The organism is Proteiniphilum saccharofermentans (assembly GCF_900095135.1).
Taxonomy (GTDB): Bacteria; Bacteroidota; Bacteroidia; order Bacteroidales; family Dysgonomonadaceae; genus Proteiniphilum; species Proteiniphilum saccharofermentans.
This window is the reverse complement of the sequence record NZ_LT605205.1, coordinates 1,440,125-1,464,416: the sequence shown is the minus strand read 5'-3', so window position 1 is coordinate 1,464,416 and position 24,292 is coordinate 1,440,125. Positions and strand designations below refer to the sequence as shown.

The window sequence follows — 24,292 nt, the reverse complement described above, 5'->3', positions numbered from 1 at the left end:
AAAACGGCCGGATATATTGTCCGGTCGCTTAACTATTCTCTAGGATATATCGCTACAATTCATCCTCGATTGCCCTGATTTTCTTCTCCAATAAGATCAACTCTGATTTAATTTTTTCCACCTTCTGATTCATGTCGTCCAACAGGTGATTTCCCTTTTTGGAAGAAACCGAGAGGAACCCGATATTGTTTTCGTAAGTCTGCAATTCATTTTTTATGCGCTCATACTGGCGTACCAGTTTTTCGCGTTCCCTGAGAAGTTGACCTTTCGAGTTGTCGGATCGTGCCATATCGGAAATCGTGCTTTTATAAGCTTCCAGTTTCCTCTCAGCCTTACCAATATTCAACCTGTCGAACTGGGCTTCGGTCGCATCGTAGAACTCCTTATAAATACGATCCTTCATCTTATAAGGCACATGCCCAATCTCATACCATTTATCCATCAACTCATGCAACTGGGCCAATGCCTCTTCTGTTTCAAGACTGGTATCCAGCTGATTTATTTTATCGATAATGGCTTTTTTCTCATTCAGATTCTTTTGTTCCTGTTCATATTGCGATGAAGTGTGCAATTTCTTTTGTTCAAAAAAGTAATCACAAGCTGAGATAAACCGTTTCCAGATACTATCGACATATTTGTGAGGAACAATACCAATAGTTTTCCACTCTTTCTGGATTTCAATCATTTCCCTTGTCGTACTTTTCCAATCCTGGCTATCCTTAAGGGCTTCAGCACGTTCACAAAGAGCAGTTTTTTTCTTGAGGTTCTCTTCCATCTCCCCACGAAGAGATTTGTAGAACTCGTTTTTACTCCTGAAAAAGAAATCACAGGCAGCACGATAACGTTTATATATCTTTGTATTCCATTTTCTCGGTACAAATCCTATTTGGCGCCATTGCGATTGTATTTCGAGAACCTCTTTTACTTTGTTATTCCAATCTTTGACTGATTTAAGCTGGCTGTAATCAATTGCTTCGAGTTTCTCACAAAGCGCGGTCTTTAATTCCAGGTTTTCATTTTCTTTTTCCCTTAACTGTTCAAAATGGGCCTGGTATTTTTTATTGATTTGGGTTGAAGCCTCTTTGAATCGGGTCCATATCTCTTCCCTCTCCTTCCTGGAAACAGGTCCGACCTCTCTCCATTCCTGATGCAGGTTTTGTAACTGATGGAAAGCCGAAACGATATCCGTTTCATCATTGAGTCTCTCCGCAGCTTCACATAATTCAGTCTTTATCTCCAGATTTTTCTTGAAATCATATTCCCTGAACTCATTATTGATACGCACCAGGTCATAGAACTTCTCCACATAACGCTGATACGATTTCCATAATTCGTTCACCTTTTCCTGGGGTATCAGTTTAATCTCGTTCCACTCCTGTTGAAGAGATTTGAACTCTTGGTAGATTTTATTAAAATCCTCCTGCCCCTGGGTCTCGGTCAATACTTTGACCTGTTCTATAATAGCCAGTTTTCTGGCTACATTTTTCTCTTTCTCGGCATCTTCTTTTGCGAGGATATCCGCCCGCTTTTCCTTTATTTTCTGGATTAATTCCTTTCCTTCGGTATAGATTTCCGGTTCTTTACCTATGAAATCAATCTCTTCTCCTCCTTTTGAGAGGAACTCCTGTTTTTGTGATTCTGTTTCATTCCGCAAAGAACGATAGAATTGATTTTTATATTCATCCACATCCTTGCGTTTAGGACTCTCAGAGGTCAACAGATCACGCAGGTTACGAACGATCTCTTCAATGGGGAGCAAGGTTACGGAAACATCATCTGCAAACGAGTCTTCATCAGCATCTTCTTCATCTTCTGAATCCGGGACACCGTTACCGTCATCCAAATCATAATCAATGGTGGATTCTTCCTCAACAGTTGCCTCTTCGCTAACATCTATCGGCTCCGGTTCCTTTACAGTTTTTTCTTCGCTGCCTTTTTCTTCCTCAATAACTTCTTCTGTGGTAGTACTCTCTTGTGTAGTTTTTTCTTCCGGAATAACTTCTTCCAAATTCAAATTCGTGCTCTTGACGACAGTTTGCTCCGTCTCATCCTCTTGCCCTTTGCTTTCGGGCAACTCTTCCCCGGTTACCTCTTCAGAAGCAATATCTCCCGTTTCCGGCAGATCATCTTTTTCGGGTTCTTCTACAGCAGGAATCTCAGTTTGAGGGATCTCTACCGCTGAATCCTCTTTCGGGAGTTCAGACTGCAGGTCTTTATTATTTTGGTCTTCTTTAACAGGTAATTTTTCGTTGTCAGGATTGTTTTTCGTATTCATCAGTAGTCCCTTAGTTTATTCAGGCTTTTAATGCCTATGTGTTGCGTTTCGATTTTTATCCTTTTTAAAACAAGATAGCAGTTTTTATCATTCGCCTACCTTTGCAAAGATAATACAAATTAACGCAATATTTTTGTGATTTCATACGATTAGTTCATTTTTTTCATTATTCACTTTCCCACTGTCCCATTTTCTCACTTTTATTATTTTTCCCTGAAAAAAATATTTATCGGAGTTCCTGAGAAATTCCAATTTTCGCGCATTCTGTTTTCTACAAACCGTTTATATGGTTCTTTGACCCATTGCGGCAGATTACAGAAGAAAACAAATGAAGGCACTTGAGTATTGGCTAATTGGGTGATATATTTGACCTTTATAAACTTTCCCTTGTTAGATGGAGGTGGTGTCCTTTCAATAATCGGTAACATCACTTCATTTAACTTACTGGTAGGTACTTTACGTTTTTTATTCTGATATACTTCTTTCGCGGTATCCATCACTTTGAGAATTCGTTGTTTAGTGAGCGCAGACCCAAAGATTATCGGAAAATCGGTAAAAGGTGCCAGACGTTCACGGATCGCATTTTCAAAAGTCTTAATCACAATATTGTCCTTTTCTTCTACCGTGTCCCATTTATTGACAAAAACAACCAATCCTTTCCGGTTCTTCTGTATAAGTGAGAAGATATTCAGATCCTGACTTTCAATCCCACGTGTAGCATCGAGCATCAGGATACATACATCGGCATTCTCTATCATCCGGATAGAGCGGATCACAGAGAAATACTCCAGATCCTCTGTCACCTTTCCCTTTTTACGGATACCGGCCGTATCGATCAGATAGAAATCCATACCAAATTTATTGTAGCGCATATTGATGGCATCACGTGTTGTACCGGCAATATCGGTTACAATGCTCCGGTCTTCACCGACCAAAGCATTGACCATGGAAGATTTTCCGGCATTAGGTCGACCTACTACGGCAAATTTAGGTACATCATCCAATTCCTCCTCGGTGTTATCTTTTGTGAACAATGTGAGTATGTGATCCAACAGGTCGCCGGTTCCCGAACCATTGATTGCAGATATGCTAAACGGATCACCTAATCCCAGGGAATAGAATTCTGCAGACTGGTGTCCCAACTCAAAATTATCTGATTTATTGGATATTACCACTACCGGTTTACCCGATTTACGCAGCATCTGGGCCACTCCTTCATCAAGATCGGTCAGACCATGCATTACATCTACTACAAAAAGTATCACATCCGCCTCTTCAATGGCTATGCGAACCTGTTTATTGATCTCATCTTCCATTATATCATCGGAATTGACTACCCAACCACCTGTATCAACCAGCGAAAATTCCTGTCCGCCCCAGATCACTTTTCCGTACTGCCGATCACGCGTGGTACCTGCGGTTTCTGTTACAATAGCCTGACGGCTCTGTGTCAACCGATTAAAGAGGGTCGATTTCCCCACATTGGGTCTTCCTACTATCGCTACTAAGTTTTGCATATTTTTTTTTAGAATCAAGAGCCAAGAACCAAGACTAATTGGTAATTGGTAATTATTCACATTAATCCACCCGATACCCGAAAGTTTTCAGCATATTATCTCGATTACGCCAATCTTTTTCCACTTTTACATAAAGCTGCAAAAAGACCTTTTTCTCAAAGAACCGTTCAATATCCTTTCGTGCCATCGTACCCAGTTTTTTCAATGATTCTCCTTTGTGTCCAATCACTATACCTTTTTGAGAATCACGCTCTACCATCACAACCGCCCTTATCCTGATTATATCATTTTCTTCTTTAAACTCCTCCACGACCACTTCTATGGAATAGGGAACCTCTTTCTGATAGATAAGTAACGCTTTCTCTCTGATAATTTCAGTAACAAAAAAGCGTGCGGGTTTATCAGTAAGCGCATCCTTTTCAAAATAGGGTGGCGATTCCGGTAACAGTTCCAGAATGCGATTCTGTATCACATCGATACTAAAATTATTCAGTGCCGAAATGGGATAGATCTCAGCCTGCGGCAACAATTCTCTCCATTGCGTAACCATTTTCTCTAGCTCATCCTGATTAGTCTGGTCTATTTTATTGATCAGCAGGAGAATCGGCAAATTTAATCGTTGCACTTTACCCAAAAACTCGTCATTTTTATCGATTTTCTCTACCACATCGGTCACATAGAGCAACACATCAGCATCATCCAGTGCCGACAAGGAGAAATTCAACATCGATTCCTGTAACTTGTAATTGGGACGTAGTACCCCCGGCGTATCGGAATAGACGACCTGATACTCGGGCTTGTTCACGATACCGATAATACGGTGACGCGTGGTCTGTGACTTTGATGTGATAATCGATATCTTCTCTCCCACCAACCTGTTCATCAGTGTGGATTTACCTACATTGGGATTACCCACTATATTGACAAAACCGGAACGATGTTTATTCTGTGACATATATATAACCCGTTAATAGGACAAAGATAACAACTAGTGAACGATTTTACCCTATCATTTCTCAATAAAGACAAAAAACGCACCGTTGCCGGCGCGTTATAGTGTATAATTTTTCACTTTTCACTATTCATTTTTCATTTCCCATCGTATCCCCACTTCAGATAAACGCCACCCCAGGAGAAACCGGCTCCGAAAGCAACCAGGATTATATTATCTCCCTTTTTCAGTTTGGGTTCCCACTCCCACAAACAAAGCGGGATAGTACCGGCACTGGTATTTCCGTAACGCTCAATATTGATCATCACTTTCTCACGGGGCAGCCCGGTACGGTCTATCGTCGCATCAATAATACGCATATTGGCTTGATGTGGAACGAGCCAGTTCACATCGTCGATGGAAAGATTATTGCGCTCCATAATATTCAATGACACCTCAGCCATACGTGAAACTGCGTGCTTAAATACCACTTTGCCGTCCTGATGTACGGTATGTTCGGCATTTTCCACCGTCTCATGTGTCGCCGGGAATTTACTGCCTCCGGCCTTCATCTGCAATGGCTGATAGCCCACTCCATCCGAATGAAGTTCGGCATCAATGATACCTATATTCTCCTCGGTAGGTTCTATCATGACCGCCCCTACTGCGTCACCAAAAAGGGGACATGTGGTACGGTCCTTATAATTGGTAATGGACGACATTTTATCACCGGCCAACAGGATGATTTTTTTATACTTACCTGTCTGGATGAGACCATTGCAGATCTCCAATCCGTAAACAAATCCTGAACAGGCCACTTCCATATCGAAACAGAAAGCATTTTTGATACCGTTGTTCTCTGCCACGATAGAGGCTGCTGAAGGAAAGAAATGATCCGGAGTGGAAGTGGCGAAGATTACTGCATCAACCTCTCCGGGAGCCGTATTTGTTTTCTCCAATAACTCTTTAACTGCGGGGGTACCCAATACCGAAATCCCTTGCTGTTCACCTTTTAAAATCCGCCGCTCCTTTATCCCTACCCGGGTCATGATCCAGTCATCAGAGGTATCGACCATGGTAGCGAGCTCTTCATTGGTGAGGATGTAATCCGGCACTTTAGCTGTGATTCCGGTGATTACGGCGTTTAATTGTCTCATCGTGGTAAAAAATAATTATTGAAAAAGACCCTGAAATGCAATATTGACGTTTCAGGGTCTACTATTTCTGTAAACTAAAGGATAATTATGCCGTTACGTCTTTTTCAATAGCCAGTTTACCTCTGTAGTAACCACATTCACCGCATACGGTATGATAAATGTGCCATGCACCACAGTTAGGGCAGATTGCCATTGTAGGCAATTTGGCATGATCGTGCGCTCTCCTTTTACCTTGTCTCGCAGAAGACTGTCTTCTTTTTGGATGTGCCATTTCTATATTTGGTTTTTAATTATTTATATACTCAATTTTCATACGATTATTTCACTCTTACATTTTGGTGTATGGAACCTTTAATATTTAAAATAATCATTCCCTTCGGATGTTTAATGATTATTTTAAACATGTCGGTTTCATTCCAGATTCAATCCTTTGAGTGCATCCCAACGGGGATCGTTGTCCTGGGATTCTTCTTCGTCGGAAAAATCATCATCCGGAATCTCTCCGTCATCATCATCGGTATCGTCTACACTGACCGCCCGATGTTTACGTAATTTGGAGGATACCGCCCTGTTACACTCTCCTGTTGGATGTACATGTTTTATAGGTATGGTCAGGGCAATAAATTCGTACAGGAACCAGGCAATATTGATCTCTCCTTCCTCTTCGGGGATGATCACTATCTCATCGCTTTCCTCAGAATATTCCTTACCAAATTTCACGATCAACCGGCTCTGCGTATCCACATCTAAATTCATATCATCCAGACACCGTGTACAAGGCACCTGGACAACTCCTTTAAGATCGAAAACACATTCGAAAGTGGATGACGTTTTCCGTACTTTGACCGTCACCTTCACATTACCCTTCCGTACTTCGTCTCCATCAATGGCGTCGAAGAACTTTCTATCCAATTCATACTCAAAGGTATGCACTCCTTCAGAAAGATTTTTCAGGGAAATATTGTACAAACTAAATTTTGCCACGTTTTTTCCTCAAAATAAAGCGGTGCAAAGATAGTAATTTTTTCTTTACACCGCCTGTTTTTGGTTAATATATTTATTAATTACCAATTAGCAATTACTAATTACTAATTACCAATGTCTTGAATCCTGGTTCTTGGTTCTCAAATCCTAAATTTTGAGTCCCCTTTAAAAAATATATTTTTTCAATTTCACCCCTTCCAGAAGCATCTATAGGGCATCATATTCTCTTAAATTCGACTTATTCAAGTAGACTCAATTTTGAATCCTAAATTTTAAATCTTGAATTTTAAATCTTGAATTTCAACCCCTTGCCGCCTCTTTTACAATCTGCTGCATTTTCTCAAAGTTTTCCTCAAGGCTTTGCAACAATTTGAACTGCGCTTTGGTCCGCATAAAATTATGTTCCGGATAAGCGATCTTATAGTATGTATCCCCATCAATATAATCTGTAAAGAAGCGTACCATCTGCATATAGGTCAGCAGTTTGGCTCCAAATGCCAGATTATTTATCTCCACATCAGTAAGGAAAGATACTGCATTTTTCAGGTAACCTTTCGCATAAGCTTCAAAAATATCCAGATCGACAGATACATTTTCCAGATTTTTATCGTCTTCGGCACCCGTATTGGCTCCTGTGCGGATAAAATCACCAAAATCTGAAAGCACATAGCCCGGCATGACGGTATCCAGATCCACCACACAGAGTACCTGGTCGCCATTATCAAAGAGAACATTATTCACTTTGGTATCGCAATGGTTGATCCGCTTGGGCAACTTACCTTCACGGTGTAATTTCTCCGCTTTGCACATCTCCTCTGCACGATCTTCAATCTCTTTTACCAATCCGGCTACTTTATCCAGTCGACCTGCCTTATTTGCTTTCACAGCCTCACGGAATGTCTCTAAACGAGCTTCCATATTATGGAAGTTGGGAATGGTCTCGAACAAGGGTTCACCCGGCAGGTCTGCCAACATTTTCTGAAAATCGCCAAAAGCCATTCCAGCACGGTATGCCAATTCGGGATTGATCTCATCGTAACTTTTACTCTCTTTGATAAAATCCATTACCCGCCAGTAATCACCTATGGTATCCTGGTAATAAAGCGCGCCATCCAGTGTGGGAACCAAGGTTAGTACACGGCGATCCACATCAGGGACACCTTGTTCTTCCAGTTTCTTACGAATATGTTCCGTCACCCTTTGGATATTGCTCTGTAATTGATGTACATTTTTAAAAATATTGTGGTTGATCCGCTGCAACACATACTCTTTATCACCCGATACCACTTTGTATGAGTCATTGATATGTCCTTTACCAAGCGGATTTACCTCCACATTCATATCGTCACCGATAAATTGAGAAACAATCTCTTTCAGTTTGTTCATTTCGTCCATTATAATATTTAGTTCTATTAAATTGCAAGATATTTATCCCTATCCTTCAGCCACTTAATCCACGCAATACACTGAGTCATTGACCGTAAGATATCCCTCTCTATTATTCCAAGTTCAACAGCCCAAAGAACTGGGGAGCATGGAAATTCGGTTGGGGTAGATCGATGGGATTCCAACTTAAGAAGTGTGGTTCAGGTGTTTCATCACCACATTTATAGAAATTAGCCTTTATCTTTTGCCCCGAAAGCGATTCATGGGCATCAAAGCCCAGGGCTTTTTTGGGTATCTCCAAATACATGTTCCAATCACTCACCTGCCGGTTCCCTTCATATCTGTGGCAAACAGTACCATATCTGTAAATAGTAGGCATTTCAGGCGTCTGGTTCTCACCTTTCCCCTTTCTTTCATTCTGCCGGGAAAGTAACACTCCCAATACATTGCATTCGAAATTGCGATATATGTTTTCTCCTTCACGTTGCATGAAAAACTCTACGCAGCTATCTTCCCATACCGATCCGAAATCTTCGGTATTTGCTGCACGGACAGCTTCACCGATCACCGTATAGTAGAGGTAAAGCTTTTCTCCATCATGCGCCACCCGCACTGTTACGGGCAGACTTTTAGGGAAATCATCCTTCCAGTTCACCTGATCGATTGGAGCTTCTGCCCCTCCTTCGTGGAGCATTTTTATCTTATCAAATACCGTTTCAAGTTGTGAAACATTTTGCTTGGGCACCTGTAGTGTTCTCATATAATTATTTTATTTAGATATATGTCATCTTTCAGAATATTGAACTTAAAGACAGTCATAATGAGATTGAAAAAGATTGAATGAGATTGAAAAAGATTGAGTAAGATTGGATTATACATTCATAAATCAACAAATCATCACTACTTCCCGGTAAGTCGGGACAAGTTATCCCGACTTACCGGGACCATCAAATTATCAAATCAATAATTTTTCCTCAAAGATATTCTTTTTAGCGAAAACGGGCAAAATATTGGTTTCAAAAATATAGAATCCTGAATGCCATTCGTCCATAACCAAGGAACAACTTACCTGAAAATAATTATATCATCCACTATCCTTGCATAACCTTCTTCGTTCGGGTGCAAACCATCTGAAAACAATGTTTCATCGATTTTCCCATTTTCTAATAATAACCGGTCACCCACATCCAAATAAATATAATCATGGAGTAAAACCATTTTAGTAATATGTTTATTAATAGCTTTTACATGATCTTCGTAACCTCGTCTTGGAAGCAATCCCATCACTTTTATTTTAGCATTCGGTTGTCGGATTCTAATCTGTCTTAAAAGAAACCGCAGGCCTTTCACAATTTCATCATCGGTATTTAATCCCAGATTATTCGTTCCGATCATAAGGATCACCTCTTCTGCGTCATAACCACTGAGTTCTCCGTGATACACTCTCCACAACACATTCTCAATTCTATCCCAACCATATCCTAAATTAAGATAACCGGCAGGATCCATCTGTTTTTTCCAACTTTGGCTTCCATTTTCACGTTCAGTAGTACCTCCCCAGTAATGCGTAATGGAATTACCTATAATCACTCTTTTCGGATGTTTTAACTGAATAGATTGCAGTATATTTTCATGTCTCGCTTTCCATTCGTACATATGAGGTTCTCTCCGTTGACTCACAGGTTTCGTAATTTTAAAATCTCCGGCCGGCATATTCAGAATTTCCCTGATAATTTTCTCATAAGCATTGGCATATGCCTGCATTCCCAAGTCATTAGGATGAATATTGTCGACACATCCATCCTCAGGAAAATCAATCATATCTTTACGCAAATGATAAATATTTTTCACTCCCTGATTTACAAGAGAATCATATGCCGACTTCAAAGCGCTGTTCATCCTGTCTCCCGACTCTTTGGAAGCGTTATTCATTTCCTGATTCCTGTAACCGATATGATCGACCAACAGAATAGGCGTATCATGTTTTTCTCTTATCTTGCTTACGCCATAAATAGTTCTTTTCACCACCTCTTCCGAAGATAAAGAGCCCATATTGGGAAGACAATCGTAAATATACAGCGATGCGTCAATTTCATCTATTAGGTCGACTAATTCCTTTTCCAATGGCCCGTTTCCTGAAAATGCGAGATTAATTACAGGATAATCAAGCTTTCTTGATAAAATATTTGTCCACCCCATTCCCGGCCGTGAAGCACAACCGCCTTGCGCGATGGATGTTCCATACACCATGATAGGTTTTTCTTTAAGCGTAGGAATAAACTTAAATTCTGCCGAATCGGGAACGCCTATCTCCATCCATTTTACGGAATTGTACAGGGGAAGATAAAGCCGGTACTCAAATCCGCTCTTGTGAAATTGATTTTGAGCTTGGATTTCATAACTATAGGTAATGGTATCATTGAAAGTGTATTTGCCTGTAGCCAAACGCCATATCCCATCAGGGTCAATTGCGTAGAGATCCACACCGGATACTCCTGTCGCAGGCATATGAGACATGGCTAAATTACCTGTTACTCCATACCGGATCTCAATTTTTTCCGCATTGGTATAAAAATGGATTGCCAATCCGGCGGAATTTTGTGATAAATTCCAGACCGGCTTTCTCACCTCATCTTCGGCCCTGTCAGGCAACCGTTGGTATGTCTTCCCTATTTCATTTGTCCACCCCTGATTTTGAATGACATTATAATTTTCTTTCAGCGGATCGCACCAATTGGTTTGGGCAAACAAAGAACCTGTAAACGGAATAGCAAGGATAAGGACGATACTTTTTTTTGCAAAATTATAATTTAGAGAACCTCTGCATTTAAAACAAACGGTTGATAATGCTTTCAGGAAAAAATAGAAAATTTTCTTCTGACGGCCATTAAGGCTAACCACCTTGGATATGATCTGGTTAAATAATTCCTGAGTTCCCATAGAATAGTGCTGTTTAATGAAACAGCAAATGTAATAAATATCTCAAATTTTCATCCCATTAGCCATCTATTAAATAATGAAGCAGAGTCAAGCAGCAAGTGCAATTTACATTAATTGTTTGTAAAACTCAACTTTTGGTGTGCTGAAGCTTAATTTTTCTCTTGGTCGATTGTTCAATTTATGCTGTATTTGCTTTAATCTCCCCGGGAGATAGTCCTTGAATGATGCCCCCTTGGGGATGTATTGCCGGATGAGTTTATTAGCATTTTCAATCGCTCCTTTTTGCCACGATGAATAGGGGTCTGTAAAATATACGGGGACTCCCAGTCTTTTAGTTATCATTTCATGGGCGGCGAACTCCGTGCCGTTATCCGTGGTGATGGTCTTTATTATATCCTTGTAGGGTAGCAGCATGTTAGCAAGCACTTTTGCCACCTCCTTGGAGTCCTTGCCCCGGGGCAGTCCCCTGGTCATTACAAGGTTCGTTTTCCTTTCCGTTACCGTCAAGATCACCTCCGATTGATTGGCTCCTATTATCGTGTCCATTTCAAAGTCACCGAACCGGCTCCCGTCGGCCTCCACGGGCCTTTCCCGGATGCTTCTCCGGTTGGGGATGCCCTTGACTGACCCCACCGGCCTCTTGCGGTGCTTGAGCTTGTGGCGGCAATGCGTGTAAAGGTCACCCCCGGCTATTTTGTCCTCCCGGATCCACTTGTAAATGGTCTCGTGGGAAACCCGGATTTGCTTGTATTTCTCCAAATATCCGCTGATCTGCTTGGGAGACCATTCATCACGGACAAGCCGGAACACCTTCTGTTTAATCCACTCCGGGGTGTCCCTGTTCCCGGGCAAACGCTCCTTTCTCTCTTGTGCCATCTCGTGAGCCAAGCGCCAGGAGTAACCTCCATGTTTCTTCTTGTTACGACCCAGTTCCCTGGACACCGTTGAAGGACTGACCCCTATGGACTCTGCGATGGTTCGCTGGCTGTCACCATTTTTTATACCTAAATAAATCGCGTACCTTTGTTCTGAAGTTAACTGTTTGTATTTTTTTCTCATAAGCAACATAATAGTTAATTTTAGGGAGACTTCGGTCTCCTTTTTCTTTTATGTTGCCGCTTGACTCTCCTCGGGGGCTTCGCGCCCCCGGCCGTTAGGCAAACCCCCGCGGTGTTTTTCATGATTGTTTTGAAGAAATCATTTCAAAAAACAACACCCGGGTGTTGCACTTCTAAGTTGAACTTAGGAGTTATAAAAAACCGTGCCCGGTATTTTATCGGGCACGGAAGTCTAATTTTGGGTCAATAATTTATATTTACTGAAATCCCGGCATAGTAGAGTGCGCCATAAAGGGGAGCATAGATAAACGCCGCATCATCGAGGTGTTTCTCATCCTGAATATAATTGAATATATTTTTTGCTCCGGCATAGATATTGAATAGTCCGAAACGTTTAGAGGCCCGTACGTTGAAAGTCATATAGGGCTCCGTCTCTTTGATCTTTGAATTTTCAGCCGTCTCGCTGATATAATCGATATACATTTTGCCCTGATAGATACCGTAGAGTGTGAACATCCAACTCTTCGGCGAATATTCTATCTTTACACTTCCGGTAGTCGATGGAAAGCGGGGAATGTAGCGGCTGATATCTGCATACCCTGTTTCTGCCCAGTCTCCCCTGTTGTTATTATACTTTCCGCTATTCAATGCAAAATCCACACCTAAATTCAAATTTCTGGCCGGATTCACCATTACCATAAGCTCTATTCCTTTTACTACGGCGTCATCAATATTTTCCCATTGGTAAGTATACCCCAGTTTCTTCACCTCGTCGTCGGCATCTGCGAAATCGATCTTATTTTTCAGGAAGGTATAAAACAGGTTGGCACTGACCTGAAAATGGTCGCCGTAATAATCGGCGGAGAAGTTGGCGCTGCGTGATGTCTCGGCTTTCAATTCGGATGATTTCCATACACGGGGAGAGCCGCTGCACAGGTGCAGGTCTTCCGAAAACCCGTAAGGTGCCCTAAAACCCGTGCCGGCATTGGCCCGAAGCGTAATCTGCCTGGTTAATTGGTATTTTAGCGCCAGACGAGGATTAAAGCTCGTTTCATCAAATTTCGTTTTCGGGAAATCGCCATCAAAAACTTTCCTGTCGGAAGTATATTCTTCACCCGACGAATGATGATCGATACGTACACCCGGTACCACCGTCAATCTGGATGACACATTCCATTCATCCTGAATGTAGGCTCCCATTTCACGGGCATGCTTATGGGCTATTGACTTGTAAGCATTTCCGTAGTACTCGCTTGTTTCATCTACCACTGTATACATGCCTGTCTCATTGAGATCGGTAGTATAGTATTGCACACCAAAAATCAGGTTATGATTCTCCAGCCTCGATTTAAAACTCAATGACGACACCCGGGTATTCTCTTTTGCGATATAAGGGCGCATATCCAACACATTGGGGGTATCGCCATCATGAGTATCCATATAATCGCTTAGAAAAGAATCATTGGTCGCCTCCCTGTTATGATCGATATACGAGGTATTAAACTGCAGTTCAGAATGTTGTCCGATGGGTTTTATATAATTTACTTCACCCTCGTAACGGTTGGTCGTAATATTTTCGGTACCATCAGTAAAGGGATTCTTGTAGTAATCATCGGTAATGATTCCACCGGCCCGTTTTTCATTGATGCCTTTTCCCCGGAAAATAAGTTTATCGTCTTTAAAGAAAGGATTATCCACATAAAGGCTGAATCCCACATTGTGCAATTTCGATTCCACCCGGTCAGTTATCCCATCTTTCTGTTTCACCTCTTGCCGGCTATCCCCTTCACCGGTTTCATCAATCACTCCATGATCAACTTTTTGTGCATACACGTTCAGACCTATATTGCCTTTATCATTCCGCATGGAAGAAGAAATATTATATGCGTTGGTGCCATAATTCCCGAACTGGATATCGGCGGAGATGGAAGGGATAGCCGACGGTTCACGGGTAATAATATTGATAGCACCGGCTACTGCGCTGCTCCCGTAAAGGGCGGAACCGGCACCTTTCACCACTTCTATACGATCGACATCACCGGTGCCGATCTGTTCCAACCCGTATACACTGGCCAAACCGGAGTAGATTGGCTGTCCGTTTATCTGTACCTGGGTATGTTCAGCCCCCAACCCCTGCATGCGTACCATGGAAAAATTACAGGACTGGCACTGGTTTTCGACCCTAAGGCCCGGAACCGCTTCCAGTGCTTCAAAAATATTCTGGGCGTTTTTTGTCCTTAACGATTGGGAAGTAACCACTTCTGTACGGATAGGGACATTCTTTACGAAGTGAGGTGTCCGCGTTCCGGTGACAACCACCTGCTCCAGGTTGAATAAATCTTCCTCCAGTTCAAAATGGATTGCATTATCTTTTCCGGCGTCTATCGTCATATTGATTTCCTGAGGCCTATATCCCACATATTGGGCGACAATAGTCTGTTTTCCTTCGGGAATATTTTTCACCACAAATGTCCCATCGGAACGGGAGGATGTCCCCTGTGTTGTCCCCTTCACGAAAATTGTAACGGATGGTAACCTTTCATCGCTTTTCTTGTCCAGTACGTATCCCGAAAGCGTTCCCTCGCTCCTTTGTGCTTGTGGAAAAGCATTGGACACATACAACAGCATAAGTAATAATAAAAATAAATGTGTAGTTTTCATTTTGTTATGTTATTTACTGCGTATAATACCTAAAAAAGAACGCAAAATTACCAGTAATTATAAATTATATCAATACCTGTAATCAGTAACTTCGCATGTACAATTTTCGGCAAGATTGAATGTACAGAAATTGGCAATATGCAATGTACATAAAAAGGGTTAAAGAAGAGTCTTCATATATTTGTAATTCACGAAAATACAAACACTATGAAGACTCAGATACATGACCTTAGAAAGGTACGTATGTGGTACGAAGTTAAAGAACTTTCCAGTAATCCGGGCAATTCGGACAGTAAAATTGCAAAAAAGTTGGGTGTTGATCGCAGAACTGTTTCCAGGTACAAGAAGATGAGTGAAGAAGAGTTTCATGAGTTTTCAATGAAACAACGTGTATACGAACTTGTTCTGTCGCCATATTACCCGGACGTTCTTTCCTTATTGAGTATAGACAATGGTTTGCCGGCGGCAGTGATAGAAGACCGGCTGAAGGAGAAATACGCCGACTTGCCGAAGGTGAACAGCAAGACTGTATACAACTTTGTCCAGCACGTGCGGCGTCAGGAGAAGATCCCTGTACCGGAGAAGATCCGCCAGACGGAAGCCCTGGAAGAGTTTGCATATGGCAGCCAGGCGCAGGTTGACTTCGGTACAGCACAGATGCGACGTTTGGACGGCAGTAGGCGCAGGGTTTATTTTTTTGCCCTTGTCCTGTCACGCAGTCGCTACAAATATGTGTTTTTCCAAACAACTCCCTTCACCGGGAAAACAGCCGTCCAGGCTCACGAGCAGGCCTTCAAGTATATAGAGGGTATCCCCGGGAAGCTTCTCTATGATCAGGACTCGGTGTTTCTGAAAAGTGAGAACCTTGGCGATTATCTCCTGGCTGATGATTTTCGTCGCTACAGGGATGAACGCGGTATCAGCGTTGAGTTCTGCCGCAAGGCCGATCCCCAGAGCAAAGGCCGGGTCGAGAACGTGGTAGGATACGTGAAAAACAACTTTCTTCGCGCGCGTACCTTTCACGATATAGATCGCCTCAACGAGGAAGTCCTGAGCTGGTTGGAGCGCAAGGCGAACGGCACCAAACATGCCACGACGAAGCGCCTGCCCCATGACGTGTGGTTGATTGAAAAGGAGCATCTCTCCTTTTTTCGCCCCTCACCGGCAATCCCCCGGGATGAGATTCCCACCTACACGGTGAGAAAAGATAACACAATCAGTTACAAGGGGAACTTCTACAGGGTCCCATATGGCACCTATAACGGGAAGGGACCGGAGGTATTACTCAAGGTCAAGGATGGCACCCTTTCGCTTTCCAACCGGCAAGGCATCCTTCTGGCCGAGCACCCCGTCAGTCTTGAAAAAGGCAAGGTAAGAGGAGATACACAAGTATAAGCCCCGTTATCTGAGAGACAATCTGAAAATGATAAGGGAGGTGATGGGCGAATATGGTGAGGAGATCGTTGGCAGTGCACTTGATTACTGCCTCGACAATGGGCTCTACAACGCCCTTTACCTGAAAGAAGCCGCATCACATTACCGGGAGTTAAAACGCCGGGAGAAGAAGCCCTTGCCTGTTGTAAGCGTGTTGCATGACGGTGTTCAAACAAGTCAGTATGACACGGATGCATACATCCCCGAGAGAAGCAAGATAAACCGGTACGATCAAATCATGGAGCTATGAAGCAGATAGAAAACATGAAGCAATATGCCGGCATACTTCGTTTGGGATACCTGAGCAAAAACTTGCAGCCGATGCTTCACCAGGCGAGCATAGATACACCGGGATACGCGGACTTCCTGGAGAACATGCTTATAAAAGAGCTAGAGCAGCGACAGCTGAATGATTACCGGCGCAGGACTAAACTGGCCCGTCTGCCACGTGCACACGAGCTTGACGAGTACGATTACAAGGCCTCGAGCAGCATCGGCATAAGGCAGATGACACAGCTCAGGGAGCTGCTCTGGGTCGATCAGCTATACAACCTGGTGCTGATGGGGCCAAGCGGTACGGGCAAAACATACCTGGCCGGGGGACTGGTCAATGATGCCATCAAGAAAGGTTATAGGGCCTATTTTACCACCATGGCTGACCTGATAGGCGTGCTCAACAGGAAAGAAATCATCTCATCGGCAATGAGCACCTACAAGCGATACACCAAGGCACACCTGATTGCCATAGATGACATCATGATGTTCCCGGTGCAAAAGAGTGAAGCGGTGGCTCTGTTCAATCTGATCAATCACCTGCATGAGCAGTGCTCGATCATCATCACCACTAACAAGTCACCCAGCCAGTGGGCGGAGACACTGGATGATGAAGTGTTAGCCACAGCCATCCTGGATCGACTGCTATATCGTTGCGAGGTGATCAGGTTCGAGGGAAACGGTTACCGTATGGACAACCGGAAAACTTTCCTTGAGAAAGAATAAAAAAACAGTTGAATACAATAAAAAAGAGATAGTTAATGTAATGTTAAACCTGTACATTGGATATTGCCAAAAGTTGTACACTCAACATTGCCATTTTTTGTACATTGTAAATTTGCTAATTACAATACCCAATAGTTATAATTTTTCAGAAAAAAATAATCATTTTTGGTCATTGCAGTATCTGATGGAATGATGTTACTTTGTGGAAAATTCAATAATTGATAATATGAAGTCAATCGCTATTATTTACGGTTCAAGTACCGGCAACACGAAACATGCAGCTCAATTAGTCGCTGAAAAGTTGGCCGGCTATTCACCTGTTTTAAAAGATATCGCTGATGTCTCATCTGAGGAACTTCTCGAGCCAGATATACTTATTCTTGGTTGCCCGACCTGGAGTATAGGCGAGTTGCAGGATGACTGGGATACATTCTTCCCGCAGATAAGCAAACTTGATTTGACAGGGAAAACCGTAGCCTTCTTCGGCCAGGGAGATGCAGAAGGATATCCCGATACTTTTGTCGATGCACTCGGTATCCTTTACGATGAGTTTGCCAAGACAGGTTGTACTTTTATCGGAGAAGTATCTACAGAAGGATATACCTTCGATGATTCCCAGGCACTTCGCAATGGAGTTTTCGTGGGATTACCGTTGGATGAAGACAACGAAAGTGACAAAACAGACAAAAGGATAGAAGCCTGGGTAAATTCCCTGAAACAATATCTGGACTGATTCCTCCTATATGATACTCTCTTACAATTAACCGATAAATCTAAATCCCCTTAGCGGGTTCTCTCTTTCAAATTATGAATCATGTACGACACACTATCAAAAAACCCTACGGATTGTGGGGTTTTTTATTGATTTACATTTTGGGATCCCAGTAATTTCCCCGTGACAGGGTGTTTTAACTTGGCGATACAATTTAAACACATCTCTTTTATTTGTCCTTGTAATGTCCGACTGCCAAGGCGGGAGTACTTGACATACACAATACCTTTAAATCGATTTCTTCCATGATGCGGTTAACAACCCTCACAGGATCATTCGGGTCAATCAATTCTCCCAGATGGGTGGAAGAAGAATCAGGTTATCGTTGGTAAGGTAAGACTTAAACATTACTTTCGTATGTATTTTTAAGGCATTTTAAGATACTAATCTTTAAGCAAATAGGCAAGTTTTCATTGTGAAAATGAGAATTTGCCACTCTTTTTTAACACTCTCAAAATACATACAAAAAAAGACTGTCTCCTTGAAGTTAATCTTCATTTTGAGACAGCCTCATCCCATAATTATAGTATTTTTGTCCTATTAATATGTAACGTTTATTTAGGACTAGTCAAGTTTAAATGTTTTGTAAATAATAGAAGGAGGAATATTATCATCTTGAGGTTTAACCTCAATAGTAAAACGAACACCCATCTCAGTTATAATTGGTTCTTGTGGAGGGTTGGTTCCATGTTCTACACCATGAGGCCACTCTTCCCAAGAAATAGAACCGGGATTCAGCTCAAAAGTTTGATATTTAGGATTTTCTCCTCTTCTATAATATTTAACATAATAATCCTGTTGTTTTATTTCAACGGTAGACATATATCGCAATTCTGGATTAAGAATTAAATAAGACGAATAATCTACTGATTGAGGAAAATACAAGTGTCTTATATAATACTGCAGGACTTGACCATTCCATGGATCTACTACAGTATATGGTCCAAATCTACCAGAAGTAGAAGTATCTATTCTAGGAGCTCCAGGTTTGAAATTAAGTACTCCCAATGATTTATTATACAACGGAATATATCCCACTGCATTCGATGCAATATTTGTCCCTGGCACCCAAAAAGAAATAGGGGTTGAAGGAAAAGAACCTGCATTGGTAAGAGTGCCCTTAAGAGATATATCTGCATTCAAATTAAAACTCGCTGCAGTGGGCCCTGAACTACTACCTCCAAAAACACCACTTAAAAGACCAATTACTGCACCGGGAATGTTTCCTGATGCGGCAGATAAAGCAGCATTGACACCTGTTGACAACGCTTTAAAAATATTATTTGGTAATTTCAGGTGATTTCGTCCTGTAGAATCTATAGTGTTATTATTTATGACTGCTTGTCCAACGCCCGCCAATACACCTTTTCCTACAACCTCTCCAGTGTTTTTCAATTCAGAAATGATATTTGAACTTGTTGATGAAGCTGACCCAATGGTTCCATTTATTGTTCCTGTTGCACCTCCACCTAAATTGACTTCGGTAACATCATAGGAACTCAAACTCCAATTCAATTGTATTTGATTATATGGAATTGTCGCCAAATTTGGATCATAAGCCAATTCATATTGCATCATATACCATTTGTTAGAACCCAATGGGTAAGATCCGTCACTTGGTTTAGGTTGAATTTGAGAATACGACTTGGTTGGAGCCACAGAGACATCGACAATTTCTTTTCCTATAAAATTGAGCAAAGACGTACTATGGTTGGAGATAATGGAAATACCATCTTGTAAATAAGATGAAGGAGCATAAAACTGGGTCGTTGTATATAAAAATATTCGCATTAATCCCCTGTATTTGTTATACAGAACAAAATACGGATTTGCAAGAGGTCCACTTGCATTCGGATCGAAACTGTTATACATCAATTCCCAACCATCTGACGCTCTACGATCATTTATCACATCCAATCCATAAATCGAAACAAGACTCCCTTGCCCAACCCATGGCGACGGTATTTGTGATTGCCCCGGAGGTGTAGGCATCCAATCGGCATTTTCCCAATCAAAATCATGAGGAATCACAGCACGTGTTTGCGCAGAAACGACTGAAGCTCTGTCATCCTCCTTCGGTTCATCCAAGATTTGGTTGTCCTGACAACTTACAATAAGCATAAATGATATGCTCAATAAAACAGATAATAACTTAGTTAATTCTTTCATAATAATAAATAATTAATCGTTAGTCTTTCAAAGTTAGGAATTACAAATAAACAAAACGGTTAAAATCAATATCAAACAATAAATTTAGCGACAAATACCTATATAAGAACCTATTAAATAGATGAATACTCATGTATAATTTAACGGTTATTTGGGTATTTCCCTATAATAGAATCATGGCTTACACTTACATTATTATAGAATATTAAGGTATTATAATTAAACCACCATCCTCAAAGGTAGTGGATTTTTAAACTGAATCAAAGAATATCTTAAGTCGAACTGTAAACTCCAAGTCTGACTAGTTACATCATTATGTATGTTGTGAAAATTTTGAGTATACTTTTATAGGTGAAGCAGGAAGAAAAACATCGATTATATACCCAAATTAAGTATATTTACTTTTAGATTATTCACATCCTATACGCGATTCTCAGTTCCATAATTGTACCCATATGTAATAGTCTCCTTATTATTTATATTGAGGGTTAATACTCATATCGGTTTCTCCCATAGAGGAATTTTTCTTTCAAACGATTAATCATGTAATATACAACACACCATCAATAAAAAACCCCACGAATTGTGGGGTTTTTTATTGATTCGGGCAGTATTATTAATTGAATTTATATCTGACACCAACTTGTAGCTGCCATGTTTGATCAAGTGAATAATTTGTTGTAAACGTCTGTGTAGGATAGACGTCATTCCCGTCAGCATCTTTAATTTTCACCATTGAAAATACCGGGGTATTATCATTTTCTGTGGATACACGTTCTAGTATCTGTCCACCATTAGAAGAACTCATATTTTTCATTACACCCCATGTGCTTTTCAACAAATTGCCTACATTCAAGAAATCCAAACTCAACTCCAGTGAATTCCTGCTTTGTCCGACATTCACATAAAACTCACGTGCAATACGGAAATCAAATCTATGTAACCAAGGTGCCAATACAGCATTTGCTCCGGCATATTTTCCTTTATTCGCTTTCAAATATTTATCCTGTTCCATGAAAGCAAAGAATGCGGTTTCATCTTCAGCCGATGCAAATTTGATATCTCCTTTTCCCGATGGGATATAGATCAAATCAGCAGCGTATCCATCACCATTCATATCGCCTTTGTAGGTATAGCTATACCCGCTATACGAATAGCCAGTATAGAACAGATTAAGAGTTGTATTGGATAAAAGAATGTTGTTTTCCCAAGGAATTCTATAAGATATAGAGGAAACAACCCTATGAGGCGTAACATATTGTGAGCGCTGTAAAGTAGGGAGATGTGGTCCGTCGATAGCAATCAATCCACCATAAGCAGAACCGGCACTACTACCGGGCATACCTGAAATTTCTTTCGATTCGGTATAGGTATAAGCAGCCATCAAGTTCAGGTCTTTTACAGGTTGAGCCGTAAGGGTTATATTTCCGATTGCACCCCATCCTTCACTGTTGTTAGACAGAACCAGAGCTTCTATTGGGTTATTATTATGGTAGTTATAATATCTGTTTGCCACTGCCGGGTAAATGTAGCGGTCGTCAGCCCCTTTGAAACGCTGCCATGAGTCATCAGGATCTTTCATATTATAATTCACAAGCATCACATCGTTCAACTTTTTAGTATAGATACCTTCCAGGGTAACGGTAAACGGGAATGATGTCGGTAATTGATAGTCAACAGCCAATGAACTTTTCCACACTTGTGGCATTTTGAAATCTGGATCTACTCCGGCAATAGAAGTCTGAAGAGCACCATCTTCTGGAGAGATAGTATTTTGCATATTCAATTTACTGATCATTTCATCAATGTTCGTAATCATTTTTCCAGACAAAGAAGCCAGTATGGGATCTGACGAACTTACCCCATTTGCATAAGTAGTCTTCGCAGTGAAGATACCTTTTACCATGCCTCCCTGTGTAGGCATATTCGTAAAGAATACCAAGGGCAGACGGCCAGTAAAGATACCTGTTCCCCCGCGAACTACAAATGATTTATCCTCTTTTACATCCCAGGTAAATCCGACTCTGGGAGAAAATTGCACCTTAGGAGTAGGCCATTTCCCCGTATCAATTTTCTTTCCGTTGAAATCAAGATCGTAAATGGCATTATTACGAATTAGATTATCTACATATGAAATATAATCAGCCCGCAAACCGTAAGTAAGTTTAAACGAAGGGGATAGATTCCATTCATCTTGTGCATATGCACCGATTTGATGGAACGCAACCTGAGCGGTAGGATTTTTCTCTCCGTCATATCCATAGTCTAACGCAAAGTCAATCGGAGCAGCCTGATTCAAAAAGTCTTCAACGCTGGCATAGCGGTAATATCCGGTACCGTTACGCATATATGAGTTATTCGCCATTTGATACTCATAATTGAGGCCTGCCGTGATTTTATGGTTGTTCAAGTAATAAGTCAGATTATCTGTAACGCTAAACTTATTGTTATTAACCCCATTATTCCAAGTAAAAAGCTCATAACCTGCGGAGATATACGGTTCCACAATTGGCACATTATTTTCGTCGCGTCCCACCAAAATATCGATGAAGGGGAAGGGGTCTGAAGGTGAACCACGCATATCTTTAATTTTGGTATAAGTTACCAAAAACTGGTTCGATAAATTATCACTGAAACGGCTGTTCAAATCCAGAGAGAAACCGTTTATAATATTATCCATTGTATAAAGCGAATTGGAAAAAGCCATACCGTATTGTGAAATACGATCCATATTTCTGTTACGAAGACCGGCATCAGTTGAATTTCCATTCGTAGGATTCCATGCCTGATTTTTTGTATAGTTATAACGGAAACTTAATTTGTTTTGGTTATTGATATTCCAATCCAACCGCGCAAGAAGTTTCATATTGCTTTCATCACCCGGATAATCATTATAGGATCCCGGATCATAGCCGTAATTTTCTATCAAGTGGTTTCTTACTCGTTCCATATCCGTCACACTGGCACGCGATAATTGTTTTTTCTCATCAGCAATACCGTTCTCGGAAGGACGCCAGTAAACAACCTGTCCCGGCCGTTTTTCCATTTCGGCATTCACAAAAAAGAACAATTTATTCTTTATGATCGGCCCGCCAAATGTTGCACCATACGTAGTTGTGGATTCCTTCGCTCGTTCGAGAAAGGTGTCACCTATTCGACTTCCCTGTAAATCCTGGTTAGTAAAATAAGTATAGGCAGAACCTCTAAATGTATTAGTTCCTGACTTAGTTATGGCATTGACTCCTCCACCAATAAAATTTGTTTGACGCACGTCAAATGGTGTGACCACAACCTGAAGCTCTTCAAACGCATCCAATGAGATAGGATTACCCCCCCCTGGCAGATTACTCGATAATCCGAAGTTGTTATTGAAATTGGCTCCGTCTACCGTGAAGTTGGTAGAACGACCGTCCCCTCCACTAAAACTGAGACCTGTACCGGCATAAGGGGATAACCGAGTAATATCCTGCACACTCCTGTTAATAGTCGGCATAGTGGAAAGTTGCTGGTTATTGATATTTGTCGCAGCTCCTGTTTTTTCCGCGGTAAACCGGGTACGTTGCGCGGTTACCGTCACCTCGCTTAATGTTACCGTTTCTTCAACCAGAACCACATTGTGCACATAATTCTCACCCAGACTCAGGGTAATATTTTCAGCAATATTATCTCCATAACCAATGTAGGAAATCTCTACCGTGTATGGGCCTCCAACGCGCATACCGTTCAAATTATAACGGCCCTCCATATTGGTAACCGTCCCGTAAGTCGTTCCTGAAGGTTGGTGTGTAGCAATCACCGTTGCACCGATCACAGCTCCGTCAGCATCTGTAACACGTCCGCTCATACTGGAGGTAGTCACCTGGGCCTGCATCACAGTAGCCATCATTAAAGTAAGAGCTACAGATAAAAACTTCAATTTCTTTACCATAAATTCAATGTTTAAATTATCAATTGTATTTCTAATAAAACTAAATGTCATACAAACTATATTGCGCAAAAGTACGATAAT

General features: G+C 41.4%; 17 protein-coding genes. 4 read left to right on the top strand and 13 right to left on the bottom strand.

The window, feature by feature from the left end:
• Positions 1-52: 52 nt before the first annotated feature.
• The 11 genes from PSM36_RS05660 to PSM36_RS05610 all read right to left on the bottom strand — a co-directional run bounded on the left by PSM36_RS05660 (position 53) and on the right by PSM36_RS05610 (position 14,909).
• Positions 53-2,275 (bottom strand): DUF349 domain-containing protein, encoded by a 2,223-nt coding sequence (locus PSM36_RS05660; protein ID WP_154670968.1) that lies wholly within the window; start codon positions 2,273-2,275, stop codon positions 53-55.
• Between the two features lie 203 nt (positions 2,276-2,478).
• A complete protein-coding gene (gene der, locus PSM36_RS05655) occupies positions 2,479-3,792 on the bottom strand; it encodes a ribosome biogenesis GTPase Der (protein ID WP_076929597.1) in 1,314 nt (437 codons plus the stop codon).
• Between the two features lie 61 nt (positions 3,793-3,853).
• The gene (gene era / locus PSM36_RS05650; RefSeq protein WP_076929595.1) at positions 3,854-4,747 is read right to left on the bottom strand and encodes a GTPase Era; all 894 of its coding nucleotides are present in this window, start codon (positions 4,745-4,747) and stop codon (positions 3,854-3,856) included.
• 134 nt (positions 4,748-4,881) lie between these two features.
• A complete protein-coding gene (locus PSM36_RS05645; RefSeq protein WP_076929592.1) occupies positions 4,882-5,880 on the bottom strand; it encodes a beta-ketoacyl-ACP synthase III in 999 nt (332 codons plus the stop codon).
• A gap of 85 nt (positions 5,881-5,965) precedes the next feature.
• Entirely contained in the window at positions 5,966-6,151 is a 186-nt protein-coding gene (rpmF, locus tag PSM36_RS05640; protein ID WP_076929590.1) for a 50S ribosomal protein L32, read from the bottom strand.
• Positions 6,152-6,291: 140 nt separating this feature from the next.
• The gene (locus tag PSM36_RS05635; protein ID WP_076929588.1) at positions 6,292-6,864 is read right to left on the bottom strand and encodes a YceD family protein; all 573 of its coding nucleotides are present in this window, start codon (positions 6,862-6,864) and stop codon (positions 6,292-6,294) included.
• A 300-nt stretch (positions 6,865-7,164) separates the two neighbouring features.
• Positions 7,165-8,250 carry a phosphotransferase enzyme family protein gene (locus PSM36_RS05630; protein WP_076932080.1) on the bottom strand — a complete coding sequence of 362 codons (1,086 nt, stop codon included), beginning with the start codon at positions 8,248-8,250 and terminating at the stop codon, positions 7,165-7,167.
• A gap of 112 nt (positions 8,251-8,362) precedes the next feature.
• Entirely contained in the window at positions 8,363-9,010 is a 648-nt protein-coding gene (locus PSM36_RS05625; protein ID WP_076929586.1) for a carbohydrate-binding family 9-like protein, read from the bottom strand.
• A 305-nt stretch (positions 9,011-9,315) separates the two neighbouring features.
• Positions 9,316-11,190: an SGNH/GDSL hydrolase family protein gene (locus PSM36_RS05620; RefSeq protein WP_083710942.1), complete on the bottom strand. Its 1,875-nt coding sequence runs from the start codon at positions 11,188-11,190 to the stop codon at positions 9,316-9,318.
• A gap of 105 nt (positions 11,191-11,295) precedes the next feature.
• Entirely contained in the window at positions 11,296-12,249 is a 954-nt protein-coding gene (locus tag PSM36_RS05615; protein WP_076932077.1) for an IS30 family transposase, read from the bottom strand.
• 242 nt (positions 12,250-12,491) lie between these two features.
• Positions 12,492-14,909, bottom strand: coding sequence for a TonB-dependent receptor (locus PSM36_RS05610; RefSeq protein ID WP_076929584.1), 2,418 nt, complete (start codon positions 14,907-14,909; stop codon positions 12,492-12,494).
• A 207-nt stretch (positions 14,910-15,116) separates the two neighbouring features.
• On the opposite strand from PSM36_RS05610, the gene istA reads away from it, so the two are divergent.
• The 4 genes from istA (at position 15,117) to fldA (ending at position 18,075) form a co-directional block, all read left to right on the top strand.
• A complete protein-coding gene (gene istA / locus PSM36_RS05605; protein WP_076929581.1) occupies positions 15,117-16,304 on the top strand; it encodes an IS21 family transposase in 1,188 nt (395 codons plus the stop codon).
• Between the two features lie 28 nt (positions 16,305-16,332).
• On the top strand, positions 16,333-16,593 hold the full coding sequence (locus PSM36_RS05600; protein WP_076929580.1) for a hypothetical protein: 261 nt from the start codon (positions 16,333-16,335) through the stop codon (positions 16,591-16,593).
• Complete coding sequence (gene istB, locus PSM36_RS05595) at positions 16,590-17,342, top strand: IS21-like element helper ATPase IstB (RefSeq protein ID WP_076929577.1); 753 nt, start codon at positions 16,590-16,592, stop codon at positions 17,340-17,342. The genes PSM36_RS05600 and istB overlap by 4 nt, the downstream gene beginning before the upstream one ends.
• Before the next feature lie 226 nt (positions 17,343-17,568).
• Positions 17,569-18,075 carry a flavodoxin FldA gene (gene fldA / locus PSM36_RS05590; RefSeq protein ID WP_076929575.1) on the top strand — a complete coding sequence of 169 codons (507 nt, stop codon included), beginning with the start codon at positions 17,569-17,571 and terminating at the stop codon, positions 18,073-18,075.
• A 603-nt stretch (positions 18,076-18,678) separates the two neighbouring features.
• Here fldA and PSM36_RS05585 read toward each other — a convergent pair.
• Entirely contained in the window at positions 18,679-20,283 is a 1,605-nt protein-coding gene (locus PSM36_RS05585) for a hypothetical protein (RefSeq protein WP_083710941.1), read from the bottom strand.
• Between the two features lie 616 nt (positions 20,284-20,899).
• Positions 20,900-24,211 (bottom strand): TonB-dependent receptor, encoded by a 3,312-nt coding sequence (locus tag PSM36_RS05580; protein WP_076929572.1) that lies wholly within the window; start codon positions 24,209-24,211, stop codon positions 20,900-20,902.
• Positions 24,212-24,292: the final 81 nt, after the last annotated feature.

Coding starts and splice junctions, on each gene's coding strand:
- PSM36_RS05630 (WP_076932080.1), bottom strand. CDS start 8,250: ATGAACAAACTGAAAGAGATTGTTTCTCAATTTATCGGTGACGATATG.
- rpmF (WP_076929590.1), bottom strand. CDS start 6,151: ATGGCACATCCAAAAAGAAGACAGTCTTCTGCGAGACAAGGTAAAAGG.
- fldA (WP_076929575.1), top strand. CDS start 17,569: ATGAAGTCAATCGCTATTATTTACGGTTCAAGTACCGGCAACACGAAA.
- PSM36_RS05615 (WP_076932077.1), bottom strand. CDS start 12,249: ATGAGAAAAAAATACAAACAGTTAACTTCAGAACAAAGGTACGCGATT.
- PSM36_RS05645 (WP_076929592.1), bottom strand. CDS start 5,880: ATGAGACAATTAAACGCCGTAATCACCGGAATCACAGCTAAAGTGCCG.
- era (WP_076929595.1), bottom strand. CDS start 4,747: ATGTCACAGAATAAACATCGTTCCGGTTTTGTCAATATAGTGGGTAAT.
- PSM36_RS05610 (WP_076929584.1), bottom strand. CDS start 14,909: ATGAAAACTACACATTTATTTTTATTATTACTTATGCTGTTGTATGTG.
- PSM36_RS05625 (WP_076929586.1), bottom strand. CDS start 9,010: ATGAGAACACTACAGGTGCCCAAGCAAAATGTTTCACAACTTGAAACG.
- PSM36_RS05600 (WP_076929580.1), top strand. CDS start 16,333: ATGATAAGGGAGGTGATGGGCGAATATGGTGAGGAGATCGTTGGCAGT.
- istA (WP_076929581.1), top strand. CDS start 15,117: ATGAAGACTCAGATACATGACCTTAGAAAGGTACGTATGTGGTACGAA.
- PSM36_RS05660 (WP_154670968.1), bottom strand. CDS start 2,275: ATGAATACGAAAAACAATCCTGACAACGAAAAATTACCTGTTAAAGAA.
- PSM36_RS05620 (WP_083710942.1), bottom strand. CDS start 11,190: ATGGGAACTCAGGAATTATTTAACCAGATCATATCCAAGGTGGTTAGC.
- der (WP_076929597.1), bottom strand. CDS start 3,792: ATGCAAAACTTAGTAGCGATAGTAGGAAGACCCAATGTGGGGAAATCG.
- istB (WP_076929577.1), top strand. CDS start 16,590: ATGAAGCAGATAGAAAACATGAAGCAATATGCCGGCATACTTCGTTTG.
- PSM36_RS05580 (WP_076929572.1), bottom strand. CDS start 24,211: ATGGTAAAGAAATTGAAGTTTTTATCTGTAGCTCTTACTTTAATGATG.
- PSM36_RS05585 (WP_083710941.1), bottom strand. CDS start 20,283: ATGAAAGAATTAACTAAGTTATTATCTGTTTTATTGAGCATATCATTT.